Here is an 11,879-nt window from a genome sequence, read left to right as displayed (position 1 = left end):
GCCGGGGAGCATGCCGAAGGCCCCCGGGCGGCGCCGAGGGCCTGCGGAGGACGAGCTAGTGCGGCGCGGCGTCGGTGAGCTCGCGGACCGCGCCGATCAGGTCGGGGCGGGTGCGCAGCAGGTCCTCGAGGCGGACCCGCCACTTGCTGGCCTCGACGTCGACGGTGAAGCGGTCGCTGTCGCTGCTCTCCACCGAGGCGGTGAGCAGGCGTTGACGGGTGTCGGCGAGTTCGCCGTACAGGTCGGTCCCGAGACGGCTGAGTACGCGACCGGAGAAGGCGTCGTAGCCCGGTCCGCCGGCCGCCCTGACGAAGGCCCGGGCGGCGTCCCAGGCCACCCTCGGCTGATGAGTGACCGACTGGCTCATGGTGTCCCTCCGCTGTTGGCTAGTCACCAAGTGTAGGGATGTGGGGTTGCGGCGGCGGGGAGTGGACGGACTCCGTGACGCGTGTGCTCAGGGTGCGCCGAGTGGCCGCAAATCACCAGCCCACGGGCGTACAGGATCCGCCGCCGGCGGCCACCGGCTCGACCTGCAGCGTGGCGTGGTCGATGTGGAAGTCCTCGTGCAGCGCCTCGCGGGCGGACGCCAGCACCGCGCCCAGCTCGGCCGCGGGCTCGAGGCTCAGGTGCGCCGAGGCCACGTCCATGCCCGAGGTGAGGGTCCAGATGTGCAGGTCGTGGACGTCGCAGACGCCCGGCACGGCGGCGAGCCGGTCGCGGACCCGGGCCATGTCGAGGTGCTTCGGGGCCGCCTGGACCAGGATCCTGATCGCCGAGCGGCCCAGGCCGAAGGTGCGCGGCAGGATCATCAGGGCGACCGCGACCGCGACGATCGGGTCCGCGTACGTCCAGCCGGTGATCGCGATGATCAGGGCCGCGATGATGACCCCGGCCGAGCCGAGCAGATCGCCGACCACCTCGAGGTAGGCGCCGCGGACGTTGAGGCTCTCCTCGGCACCGGAGCGGAGCAGCGCGAAGGCGATCAGGTTGACGATCAGGCCGCCGGCCGCGACGACCAGCATCGGGGTGGCGGGGACGGCCGACGGCTCGGCGAAACGGCGGACCGCCTCGACGAGGACGAATATCGCGACGCCGGTGAGCAGCACCGCGTTCGCCAGCGCGGCGAGCACCTCGAGCCGGTAGAGGCCGAACGTACGCTGGGAGTCGGTGCCGGCCCGTCCGGCGGCGTGGATCGCGGCGAGGGCCATCGCGATGCCCAGCACGTCGGTGAACATGTGCCCGGCGTCGGAGAGCAGCGCCAGCGAGCCGGTGAACAGCGCGGCGGCGGCCTCGACCAGCATGAACGCGGCCAGCAGCCCGGCGGCCCACCACAGCCGCGACCGGTGCCGCTCGCCGGCGCGCAGCGCCTGACCACCGTGATCGTGCCCGGCTCCCATGAGCCCACCTTCCGTCGCGGGGTCTCGCCCCGGCCAATATATTGTCACATCGCTATGTATGCAACTTGAACCCGATTGTCATCGCCGGGGTATGAAACAGACGACATCCGCAGCGGCCCGCCCTCGCATTCAGCGCCGCCGCGCCGTCCACCGCGGCCTCAGCGGCACCCGCAGCGGCCCATGTCACGCACCAGCCCGGCCTCGGGCCCGACGTCATCCACCTGCCGGAACGGCATCACGGCCACCCCGGACGGGCCTGTGGTTGCGCGGCCGCAGGCCACCATCGCGGAGTACGGCAAGCGGCTCTACCTGCCGAACGCGCGCTTCACCACCCCGCCCACTCCCACGCGTCCTACACAGTCGTCGCGGTGCGGAGGCCCTGAGGGTTCTCACGCAGAAGGAAGGGCGGGACCTACGACACCGATTCGTTCCATGATCTTGTGCCGATCGTGGTGAGGCGCTGCGTGGCCCGTGAGAGCGCGACATAGAGCGTGCGCACCCCGCTGGCGTCCGTCGCGATCTCCGCCGGCTCCACCAGCACGACCGCGTCGTACTCCATGCCCTTGGCCTCCAGGGCGGTCACCACCCGCACGCGCTCCGGCAGCCCGGCCACCCACGCCGCGATCTCGTCGCGGCGCGGCACCGGCGTGATCACGCCGATCGTGCCGTCGACGTCCGCCAGATGCTTCTCCGCCGCGTGCCGCGTGACCTCCGGCAGATCCGCCGCGCCGACCACCTGGTCGACCGGCTCCACGCCGGTGCTGCGCACCGCGCGGGGCAGCGGCAGGTCCGGCATGATCGTGCGGATCACCCGGGCGGCGACCGCGAAGATCTCCGACGAGTTGCGGTAGTTGGTGGTCAGCGCGTAGGTGTTGCGCTTGCGCGAACCCAGAGCCCGCTCCCGGGACCGGTCCAGCTCGGCGACATCGCCCGACCATGCGGTCTGCGCCGGGTCGCCGACGATCGTCCAGGACGCGTACGCACCCCGCCGGCCGATCATCCGCCACTGCATCGGGGACACGTCCTGTGCCTCGTCCACGACCACATGCGCGTAGTCGCGGTAGTCGTCGTCGCGCTGCGCAGCCTGCGCGCGGGCGGCGGCCTGGCGGTCGGCGAACGTGCTGACCTCCTGCACGCCGTCGCGAATGTGGAACGGGTTCTTGGTCTTCTGATGCCGCCTGCGCGGGCGGCCCATCAGCTCGTCCAGCTCGTCGAGCAGCGCCACGTCCGCGATCGTGGGGCCGTGCTCGGCGAGCCCGTCGAACGACCCCCGCAGCAGGGCGATCTCCTCGTTCGACAACAGCCCGTTCGTGTACGCCCGGAGCCGTCCCGGATCGGCCAGCCACTCCAGCACCCGCATCGGGGTGAACCGTGGCCACCAGGCCTTCAGGAACTCCCGGAAGTCCGTACGGTCGGCGAGCTCGGACTCGAACTCCGGCTTCTCGGGCAGGTTGCGGATGGACTGCCGGGCCTGCGACCACAGGGCGTCGAAGACCCGGTCGAAACCGGTACCCCGCACCTCGTTGCGCCGCGCCCCGCGGGGCAGCGCCTTACGCCGGACCCGGTCGAGCTCGGCGGCGTCGAGGCGCAGCAGCGTGCCGCGGTAGAGCAGGCGTAACTCCGTCGGCGCGCCCGGGACAGCGTCGTGCGAGGCCCGCTCGAGAACCCGGCGCATCCGCAGCGAACCCTTGACGGCCGCGACCGCCGTCGGATCGACCCGCGTCGCGTCGTAGCCGTTGACCAGCGAGCCGAGCGAGCGCAGGGTGGCGGTCTCCTCGCCGAGCGACGGCAGCACGGTCGCGATGTAGTCGACGAAGACCCCGGACGGCCCGACCACGAGAATCCCGCCGCCGGCGAAACGGCCACGATCGGAATACAACAGGTACGCCGCGCGGTGCAGCGCGACGGCCGTCTTCCCGGTGCCCGGCCCGCCGGTGACGATCGTGACGCCGGACGCGGGGGAGCGGATCGCCTCGTCCTGCTCGCGCTGAATGGTGGCGACGATGTCCCGCATGCCCCGGCCGGTCGCCTTGGAGAGGCTGGCCAGCAGCGCCCCGTCGCCGACGATCCGCATGTCCGCCGGCGCGGCCTCGGGATCGAGCAGGTCGTCCTCGATGCCGGTGACGTGCTCACGCGTCGACTGGATCATCCGCCGCCGGACCACGCCGAGCGGCTCGGCCGGAGTGGCCCGGTAGAACGCGGCGGCGGCCGGCGCGCGCCAGTCCACCACCAGCGACTGGGAGTCCTCGTCGCGGATACCCATCCGGCCCACGTAGTGCACGGCGCCGGTCCGCAGATCGAGGCGGCCGAAGACCAGTCCCTCGTACTCGGTGTCGAGCGCGTGCCGTCGCCGGGCGGCGTGGAACACCATCGCGTCGCGCTCGACCAGGGCGCCGAACGTACCGACCCCGGCGAGCTGGTAACCCTCCTTCTCGGCCCGGGACGCCTCGCGACGGAGCTCGGCGAGGCGGGTATACACCCGGTCGACGTGCTCCTGCTCGACGGCGATCTCGTGCTGCAGGATGTGGGCGTCGCTCAAGTCGGTCATGCTCCCCGCTTGTGGATCAGCTGGCTGCCGCCCCGCGTCCAGCCGTACGAAGGGGGCAATCGAACTTACTCCTACCGGGGGGCGTACGTCGATCGCGGCGCGCCCGTTCCCGCAGTGCCCGCGTCCCGGACCTCTCCCGGTGCCGGGTCTCAGGCTGCCGGTCTCTCGCGGGCTTGGGTCTCAGGCTGCTTGGTCGTAGCCCGCCCGCCGGTCGGCGCGGCGCCGCCGGCGGCGGCGCTGTGCCTCGGCGCTCTCGACGGCCTTGTCGATGACGGCGGTCAGCGCCGCGTTGACCTGGGCGGGCCGCTCCATCATCAGCATGTGTCCGGCGCCCTCCAAGACGGTCAGCTCGGTGCCCGGCAGCGCGTCGGCGATCGACTCCGCGCAGGCCGGCGGGGTGAGTCGGTCCTTGTCGCCGACCAGGGCCGCCGCCGGGACGTCGCCGAGGGCGGCAAGCGTCTCCAGGCGGTGCTGGGCGCCGACCGACGCCCGGAAACCGCCGATCGAGCGCAGCGACGCGCGGCCCACCGCCGACATGGTCAGCTCCAGGTCACCCGGCTCGTGGTCGTCGCCGAAGAGCAGCCAGCGCACCCCCGGACGCAGGGCCGGGAGCATCGCCCGGTGCGGGCGCCAGGCACCCAGCCGGGCGAGGACACCGGCGCCGGTCTCCTCCGCTGCCCGCAGGAACGGCGTCAGAGGCGTGGGCAGGCCGTAACACGTATGGGTGGCACCCTCGGCGGTGGTCGAGACGAACAGGAGGCCCTGGACCCGCTCCGCGAACTCCTGCGGGTACGCGTCGGCGTACTCCATGATCGTCATGCCGCCGAGCGAGTGCCCGGCCAGCACGACCGGGCCGCTGGGGGCGTACGCGTCGAGCACCTCCGCAAGATCCTTGCCGAGCTGTGCGAGCGTCGCGGAGCGTCGTCGAATGGTGCTGGACCGCCCGTGCCCCCGTGCGTCGTACGCGATCACACGCGTGTTCGTGCCCTGCAACGCCCGGCTCTGGTGGTGCCAGGTGCGGCGGTCCAGGCACCAGCCGTGCAGGAAGACGACGGTCACCGGGGCGTCGGCGGGACCCGATGCGTCGACGTGCAGGCGTACGCCATCGGCGAGAGTGAGCTTCGAGCGCTCGAACATGGGTACCTCCGTGTGTCGCACGGCCCCGTTGTACCCACGGGTAATTAGCATCACGCACGATTACCGAAAACGCCAGACTTTATCGAGGATCTTGAGTTGCGCGGTCGCCGCCGGTGGACGCCGAAAAGTGATCTGCCTCGCACCGGCTGCTCCGGGGCGATGACTCGTAGAGAATCGGTGCCATGACGGGTCCGATACCTGCCCCCTCGACTGCGGCACCGACGGCGCTGTCCGCCACCTCTACTGCGGCTGCGGCCGCGCCCGCGGCCGCGGCTCCGCCCATTGCCGCGGCTCCGGCCTTGAACCCGGCCCCGGCCGGGCCGCCGGACTCGATCGCGCCCCTGACCGGCGTGGCGGCCGTGCGGATCACGCGGCCGGACGACGCGCTCGCCGAGCTGCTCGCCGGCAACCGCCGCTTCGTCGGCGGGCATCCGGAGCACGGCCACGAGGTCTCCGCCGCGGCGGCCGCCTCCGGTGGACAGTTCCCGCACGCAGTGGTGCTGGGCTGCCTCGACTCCCGGGTCCCGCTGGAGGCGATCTTCGACCAGACCTTCGGCTCGATCTGCGTGATCCGCTCCGGCGGCCACGTCGTCGACCGGGCGGTGCTGGGCTCGGTCGACTTCGCGGTCTCGGCCCTCAAGGTCCCCCTGATCATGGTCCTGGGCCACGTCCGCTGCGGCGCCGTGGACGCGACGGTCCAAGCGCTGCGCACCGGCGTACGCCCGGACGGCGACGTGGGCTACCTGGTCGACGAGATCGCGCCGGCGGTGGAGAGCGTGGGCCTCGACGACCCGGACGTGACGGCCAAGGCCATGCGCACCCACGTGACCCGCACCGTGCGCCGCCTGCGCGACGTGACCGGAGTGCCGGAGTCGATGGCGGCGGGCACGGTGAGCATCGCGGGAGCGGTGTACGACCTCGACACCGGCCGGGTCGAGCTCCTCGCCTGACGCGGTCAGCCGTCCGCACGACTCACGGTCCGCTGGACGGCGGGTAGGCAGGAGGGCGCCCCCGAGCCCTGCTCGGCCCGCGTCCGGCGGCGGCCCTGAGCCGGGCCCGCCCCGCCCCGGCATCGTGTCGGCCGCCGTGTGGTGGGCGGCGTTCACCCTGCTGCCGCTGCTGTGCCCGGGCGTAGGCCCACGGCCTTGCCAGGCTCTGCCCGGGCATGTTCGAGAGCCGCTTGGCCGGCGTCGGGGCTCGATCAAGTTGTCGTGATCTTCAGAGGGCGCAAAAAAGCGCTCCCGGGCACGAAACCCCGGGAGCGCCTCTCTGGTGCGAAGTGCTCAGCCCTCGAAGACGCCCGCGTCGGCGAGGCGCTTCTCGGTGGCGCCCCAGCCGTGCTGCGGGAAGGTCGCGTCGAGGTTGGTCAGTTCGGCGCGGATCTTGGCGCCGTGGCCCGCAGCGGCGAGGCTGCGGATCTCCTCGACGAACGCGTCCGAGTCGGTCCTGAGGTGGTTGGTCTTGCCGTTGGTCAGGTTGCGCACGTACGCAAAACGGCCGTCCGCCAGCGGGATGAGGTACTTGAACTCACCGAGCACGCTGAGGGCGCCACCCTGGCCTGCCTGGCCGGCGCGGACGGATGCGCGGGCGGTCTTCGAGGTGTTGCTCGCCACGGCGGTACTCCTTGAGAAAGAACGGGTGTCGGCAGAAAACGCCGGAGCAATCCTACACGAGCCGCGCAGGGCCGCACCGCGGGAGCCACCTGGTCCGTTAGGTCGGGTGTGCCACTGCGGCCATTCACATGTCGATATTGCGGTTTCTCTGGCGCACCATCCGTACCACCCGGCATCATGGAGCACGATCAACCGCGGTCGAGGTCGTAGGGGAAGACGCACCTCGGTCTCCGGGAGGTCACCGTGCCAACGTGTGGCGTCGTATACGTCCACTCGACCCCACTCGCCGTGTGCCAGCACGTCGAGTGGGCGATCGCGCGCGTCTTGACCGCGCCGGTCACCTTGCATTGGACTGCGCAACCGGTTGATCCCGGCATGCGGCGGTCGGAGTGTAGCTGGACCGGGAGGCCCGGCACTGGCGCCGAGCTGGCTGCTGCCCTGCGGCAGTGGCCGATGATCCGTTTCGAGGTCACCGAGGAGCCGAGCCCCGGCATCGACGGGGAACGCTTCATGCACGTCCCGGGCCGCGGCCTGTTCCACGGCACGATCGGCGCCTCCGGTGACATCCAGATCGGTGAGGACCGGCTCCGCGCGATCATGGCCTCGGCCAGGGCCCCGGAGGCGCTTTCGCACGCCCTGGAGAAGGCGCTGGGCACCGCCTGGGACGCCGAGCTCGAGCCCTACCGCTACGCCGGGGACGGCGCACCGGTCACCCTCCTGACCCGCGTCGGCTGAGAGCCGCAGAACGAGGGCTGCGCAGCCCCACAACCAAGTGGCCGCGCAGCCGCAGAATCAAGCGGCCGCGCCGCGTTCCCGTGGGACGAACTCCGAGCCGCTCGCACGCGGACGGGCGGATGGCGGCGGGGCCGTAGGGTGAGGCCCCGGCCCGCACGACCCACGGCCGGTTTGTCGAGGGTTAGGCGGAGCTGATCCAATGGCGCCCGTGAATAAGGCGTTTCGCGTTGCTGTGGCCGTACCCCTCGCGCTCTTGCCTGCCGCATGCGGCAGTGACGCACCCATCCGTCCGGTGACCCCTGCGAGCGTCGCGCCCTCCAGCCCGGTTTCCCCGGCCTCGCCGGTGGCCGTCCCGGCCGGCGACCCCGCTGCCCGCGCGCGGGCGACCGTCAAGACCTTGAGCGACGCCGATCTGGCCGGTCAGGTTCTGATGCCCTACGCGTACGGGGACAGCGCCGACAAGGTGGACGCCGCGGCGGCCGCCGGGAATCAACGGATCGCCGGGGTGAACACGCCCGCCGAGTTGGTCGCGAAGTTTCACCTGGGAGGCCTGATTCTGGTCGGGTTCGCGCCCGACGATCCGACCGGCGCCACCAATCCGGCGACCAATGTCGACACGCCGCCGCAGGTACGCGCGTTGACCGACGGGTTGCAGGCGGCCGCCGCCCGGCTGCCCGGTGGGGCTCCGTTGCTGATCGGCACCGACCAGGAGTACGGGGTGGTGACCCGGGTCCGGACCGGGGTGACCCTGTTGCCGTCCGCGATGGCCCTGGGTGCCGCCCGCAAGCCGGCGCTCACCGAGGCCGCGTGGCACGCCGCCGGTACGGAGCTCGCCGCGATGGGCGTCAACGTCGACTTCGCGCCGGCTGCCGACACGTTGGGGCCGGAGGGCAGCTCGGTCATCGGCTCCCGGTCGTACGGTGGCGATCCGGACGCCAACGGTGAGCAGGTGCGGGCCGCCGTGCGGGGGTTGCAGGCGGCCGGGGTTTCCGCGGCGCTGAAGCATTTTCCGGGGCATGGGCACACCACCGGAGACAGTCACAACGGGCTGCCCGTGGTGCGGCAGAGCGCGGCGAAGTGGGAGAAGGAAGACCTTCCGCCGTTCGATGCGGGGATCGACGCCGGGGCAGGCCTGGTGATGTCCGGGCACCTCGACGTGGAGGGCCTCGACAAGGGCGTGGCCGCCACCTTCTCTCGAAAGATCATGACGGATGTGCTGCGGGGCCGGTTGAAGTTCACCGGGGTCGCCGTCACCGACGCGATGAACATGGCTCCGGCGATGAAGTGGCCCGCGGGCGAGGCGGCGGTCCGGGCCCTGAACGCGGGCAACGACCTGCTGCTCATGCCGCCGGACATCGCCGGCGCCCGGGACGGGATCGTGGCCGCGCTGAAGGACGGCAGCCTCCCGCGGGCGCGGCTGGTCGAGGCCGTCACCCGGGTGCTCACCCTGAGGTTCCGCAAGGCCGGCCGGGCGCAGCCCGCCCTGTCCTCGCTCGACTCGCCCGATCATCACCGGGCGGTCGGCAAGGCGGACGCCGCGTCGATCACCGTTCTCCGGGGCGCCTGTTCCGGGCCGCTGGTCAGCGGGCCGGTCACCGTCACCGCCGCGGGCGACCGGGAGACCGCGCGGCTCGCGCTGGTCGAGGAATTGCAAAAGGCGGGCGTCGACGTCCGGGCCGCGGGGGGCAAGGTCGTGCACCTAGTCGGGTACGGCGACAAGCGCGTCGACCTCAGCCCGGAGGCGGCCGTGACGGTGAGCATGGACACGCCGTATCTGCTGTCCGTCGCGGCGTCGCCGACGCTCGTGGCCACGTACTCGTCGAGCCGGTTGTCGCTGACCGCGCTGGCGGCGGTGCTGGCCGGCAAGGCGAAGGCGCCGGGCCGGTCCCCGGTCGCAGTGCCCGGGCTACCGCGTAGCGCCTGCGCGTAGGGGGTGTCTCGCGGAGACACCCCCTACCGGTGTCGTCAGGCGCGGGTGAAGACGAGCGCCACGTTGTGGCCCCCGAAGCCGAACGAGTTGTTCATCGCCGCGTGGATCTCGAGCTGGCGGGCCTTGTGCGCCGCCACCTCGAGGTCGAGGCGGTCGTCCGGGTCGTCGAGGTTGATCGTCGGCGGCACCACGTTGTCGCGGATGGCGAGGATCGTGGCGATCGACTCGAGCGCGCCGGCGGCGCCGAGCAGGTGACCCGACATCGACTTCGTCGAGGTGAGCAGGGGGTGGTCGCCGATGGCCGCGCGGATCCCCTTGATCTCGCCCATGTCGCCGGCCGGGGTGGAGGTGGCGTGCGCGTTGACGTGGACGATGTCCGCGCCGGTCAGGCCGGCGTCGCTGATCGCCCGCTTCATCGCGCGGATGCCGCCGCGGCACTCCGGGTCCGGCTGGACGATGTCGTAGCCGTCCGAGGTGATGCCGGCGCCGGCGAGGCGGGCGTACACGGTGGCGCCGCGGGCGGCGGCGTGGTCGGCACGCTCGAGGATCAGGGCGCCGGCGCCCTCGCCGAGGACGAAGCCGTCGCGGCCCTTGTCCCACGGGCGGGAGGCCTTCTCCGGGTCGTCGTTGCGCGTCGACATGGCGCGCATCGAGGCGAAGCCGGCGATCGGGAGCGGGTGGACCACCGCTTCGGTGCCGCCGGCGACGACCACGTCGGCGCGGCCCGAGCGGATGATGTCGAGGCCCAGCGCGAGGGCCTCGGCGCCGGTCGCGCAGGCGCTGGCCATCGAGTGCACCCCGGCCTGCGCGCGGAGGTCGATGCCGACCCAGGCGGCGGGCCCGTTGGGCATGAGCATCGGCACGGTGTGCGGGCTGACCTTGCGCGGCCCCGAGGCCTCCAGGATGTCGTCCTGGTTGAGCAGGGTCTGGGCACCCCCTATGCCGCTGCCGAAGCTGACGGCCAGGCGCTCGGGGTCGAGCCCCGAGTCGGCCAGGCCCGAGTCGGCCCAGGCCTGGTGGGCGGCGATCAGCGCGATCGCCTCGGAGCGGTCCAGCTTGCGCAGGCGCACCCGCTCCAGGACCTCGGAGGGTTCGACCGCGAGCTGGGCCGCGATGCGTACGGGCAGCTGCGCGGCCCACTCCTGGGTGAGGGCACTCACCCCGGAGCGGCCGGCGAGCATGGCGTCCCAGGTGGACGCGACGTCCCCGCCGAGCGGGGTCGTCGCGCCGAGCCCGGTGACGACGACGTCTGTAGTGCTCATGTCAGTGATTCGCCTCGATGAAGGAGACGGCGTCGCCGACGGTCTTGAGGTTCTGGACCTCGTTGTCGGGGATCTTGACGCCGAACTTCTCCTCGGCGGCCACCACGACCTCGACCATGGACAGCGAGTCGACGTCCAGGTCGTCGGTGAAGGACTTGTCCTCGGCGACGTCGTCCGGGTTCACCCCGGCGACCTCCTCCAGGATCTCGGCGAGGCCGGAGGTGATCTCAGCGCGGGTAGCCATTGTGCGATGTTCCTCTCGATGGTGGGGAAAACTCGACGGGTGGGCCGGCTGCTCAGGGGCAGCGGACGACCTGCCCGGCGTACGTGAGGCCGCCGCCGAAACCGAAGAGCAGGACCGGGGCGCCCGAGGGCACCTCGCGGCGCTCGACGAGCTTGGACAGGGCCAGCGGCACGCTGGCCGCGGAGGTGTTGCCGGACTCGATCAGGTCCTTGGCGACGACCACGTGGGGGCCGAGGCCGAGTCGCTTCACGATACCGTCGATGATGCGGGTGTTCGCCTGGTGGGGGACGAAGGCGGCCAGCTCCTCCGGCTTGACGCCGGCACGCTCGCAGGCCTGCAGGGCGAACGGGGCCAGCGCGGTGGTGGCCCAGCGGAAGACGCTCTGCCCCTCCTGCTGGATGTACGGCCGCCAGCCCTCGATCCGCAGCACGTCGCCCTTCTCGGGCGCGGAGCCCCAGAGCACCGGCCCGACGCCGGCCTGCTCGCCGTCGGGCACCGCGCTGACGACCGCCGCCCCGGCACCGTCACCGAACAGCACCGCGGTCGAACGGTCGGTCCAGTCGGTGACGTCGGACAGCTTCTCCGCGCCGATGACGAGGGCGTTGCGGGACGCGCCGGCGCGGATGGCGTGGTCCACGGTGCCCAGCGCGTACGAGAACCCGGAGCACGCGGTGTTGAGGTCGAACGCGGCGGGCGCGTTGATCCCGAGCGTGGCGGCCACCCGCGTCGCAACGTTCGGGCAGCGGTCGATCGAGGAGCACGTCGCCACGACCACCATGTCGATGTCGGCGGCGGTCAGCCCGGAACCGGCCAGGGCCTTCTCCGCCGCGGACGTGGCCATGTCGGCGACCGTCTCGGCGTCGGCGATCCGGCGCTCGGCGATGCCGACCCGGTCGCGGATCCACGCGTCGTTCGTGTCGATGATCGTGGCCAGCTCGTCGTTGGTGACCACACGCGAGGGCTGGTAGTGGCCCATCGCGACGATGCGGGAACCCGCTGTCATGAGAGTGCTC

At 72.2% G+C, this 11,879-nt stretch carries 11 protein-coding genes; 3 read left to right on the top strand and 8 right to left on the bottom strand.

Annotated elements, in window-relative coordinates; all coding sequences use genetic code 11:
* Positions 1–55: 55 nt before the first annotated feature.
* The 4 genes from AB0368_RS24260 to AB0368_RS24245 all read right to left on the bottom strand — a co-directional run bounded on the left by AB0368_RS24260 (position 56) and on the right by AB0368_RS24245 (position 5,082).
* Positions 56–367 (bottom strand): hypothetical protein, encoded by a 312-nt coding sequence (locus AB0368_RS24260; RefSeq protein ID WP_366156237.1) that lies wholly within the window; start codon positions 365–367, stop codon positions 56–58.
* Positions 368–479: 112 nt separating this feature from the next.
* On the bottom strand, positions 480–1,397 hold the full coding sequence (locus AB0368_RS24255) for a cation diffusion facilitator family transporter (protein ID WP_366156236.1): 918 nt from the start codon (positions 1,395–1,397) through the stop codon (positions 480–482).
* Between the two features lie 412 nt (positions 1,398–1,809).
* Entirely contained in the window at positions 1,810–3,945 is a 2,136-nt protein-coding gene (locus AB0368_RS24250) for an AAA family ATPase (RefSeq protein ID WP_366156235.1), read from the bottom strand.
* Positions 3,946–4,125: 180 nt separating this feature from the next.
* On the bottom strand, positions 4,126–5,082 hold the full coding sequence (locus AB0368_RS24245; protein ID WP_366156234.1) for an alpha/beta hydrolase: 957 nt from the start codon (positions 5,080–5,082) through the stop codon (positions 4,126–4,128).
* Positions 5,083–5,264: 182 nt separating this feature from the next.
* Between AB0368_RS24245 and AB0368_RS24240 the strand changes: the two genes are divergently transcribed.
* On the top strand, positions 5,265–6,032 hold the full coding sequence (locus AB0368_RS24240; protein ID WP_366156233.1) for a carbonic anhydrase: 768 nt from the start codon (positions 5,265–5,267) through the stop codon (positions 6,030–6,032).
* A 333-nt stretch (positions 6,033–6,365) separates the two neighbouring features.
* On the opposite strand, the gene AB0368_RS24235 is transcribed toward AB0368_RS24240, so the two are convergent.
* Entirely contained in the window at positions 6,366–6,695 is a 330-nt protein-coding gene (locus AB0368_RS24235; RefSeq protein WP_366156232.1) for a hypothetical protein, read from the bottom strand.
* 243 nt (positions 6,696–6,938) lie between these two features.
* Here AB0368_RS24235 and AB0368_RS24230 point away from each other — a divergent pair, with 243 nt between their 5' ends.
* Positions 6,939–7,430, top strand: coding sequence for a DUF3145 domain-containing protein (locus AB0368_RS24230; protein ID WP_366156231.1), 492 nt, complete (start codon positions 6,939–6,941; stop codon positions 7,428–7,430).
* Positions 7,431–7,629: 199 nt separating this feature from the next.
* Complete coding sequence (locus AB0368_RS24225) at positions 7,630–9,360, top strand: glycoside hydrolase family 3 N-terminal domain-containing protein (protein WP_366156230.1); 1,731 nt, start codon at positions 7,630–7,632, stop codon at positions 9,358–9,360.
* 35 nt (positions 9,361–9,395) lie between these two features.
* Here AB0368_RS24225 and fabF read toward each other — a convergent pair whose 3' ends face one another.
* From fabF to AB0368_RS24210, 3 genes are read right to left on the bottom strand one after another with little or no spacing between them, the layout of a single operon-like run.
* Complete coding sequence (fabF, locus tag AB0368_RS24220) at positions 9,396–10,622, bottom strand: beta-ketoacyl-ACP synthase II (RefSeq protein ID WP_366156229.1); 1,227 nt, start codon at positions 10,620–10,622, stop codon at positions 9,396–9,398.
* A 1-nt stretch (position 10,623) separates the two neighbouring features.
* Positions 10,624–10,866, bottom strand: coding sequence for an acyl carrier protein (locus tag AB0368_RS24215; RefSeq protein WP_364702182.1), 243 nt, complete (start codon positions 10,864–10,866; stop codon positions 10,624–10,626).
* Positions 10,867–10,918: 52 nt separating this feature from the next.
* On the bottom strand, positions 10,919–11,869 hold the full coding sequence (locus AB0368_RS24210) for a beta-ketoacyl-ACP synthase III (protein WP_366156228.1): 951 nt from the start codon (positions 11,867–11,869) through the stop codon (positions 10,919–10,921).
* Positions 11,870–11,879 lie beyond the last annotated feature (10 nt).

This window comes from Actinoplanes sp. NPDC051475, assembly GCF_040689425.1.
In the GTDB taxonomy this organism is placed as follows: domain Bacteria; phylum Actinomycetota; class Actinomycetes; order Mycobacteriales; family Micromonosporaceae; genus Actinoplanes.
This window is presented reverse-complemented; position numbering and strand designations above follow the sequence as displayed.

Bases quoted from the DNA above. Each gene is read 5' to 3' on its own strand.
- AB0368_RS24260 (WP_366156237.1), bottom strand. From the start codon at position 367: ATGAGCCAGTCGGTCACTCATCAGCCGAGGGTGGCCTGGGACGCCGCC.
- AB0368_RS24255 (WP_366156236.1), bottom strand. From the start codon at position 1,397: ATGGGAGCCGGGCACGATCACGGTGGTCAGGCGCTGCGCGCCGGCGAG.
- AB0368_RS24250 (WP_366156235.1), bottom strand. From the start codon at position 3,945: ATGACCGACTTGAGCGACGCCCACATCCTGCAGCACGAGATCGCCGTC.
- AB0368_RS24245 (WP_366156234.1), bottom strand. From the start codon at position 5,082: ATGTTCGAGCGCTCGAAGCTCACTCTCGCCGATGGCGTACGCCTGCAC.
- AB0368_RS24240 (WP_366156233.1), top strand. From the start codon at position 5,265: ATGACGGGTCCGATACCTGCCCCCTCGACTGCGGCACCGACGGCGCTG.
- AB0368_RS24225 (WP_366156230.1), top strand. From the start codon at position 7,630: ATGGCGCCCGTGAATAAGGCGTTTCGCGTTGCTGTGGCCGTACCCCTC.
- fabF (WP_366156229.1), bottom strand. From the start codon at position 10,622: ATGAGCACTACAGACGTCGTCGTCACCGGGCTCGGCGCGACGACCCCG.
- AB0368_RS24215 (WP_364702182.1), bottom strand. From the start codon at position 10,866: ATGGCTACCCGCGCTGAGATCACCTCCGGCCTCGCCGAGATCCTGGAG.
- AB0368_RS24210 (WP_366156228.1), bottom strand. From the start codon at position 11,869: ATGACAGCGGGTTCCCGCATCGTCGCGATGGGCCACTACCAGCCCTCG.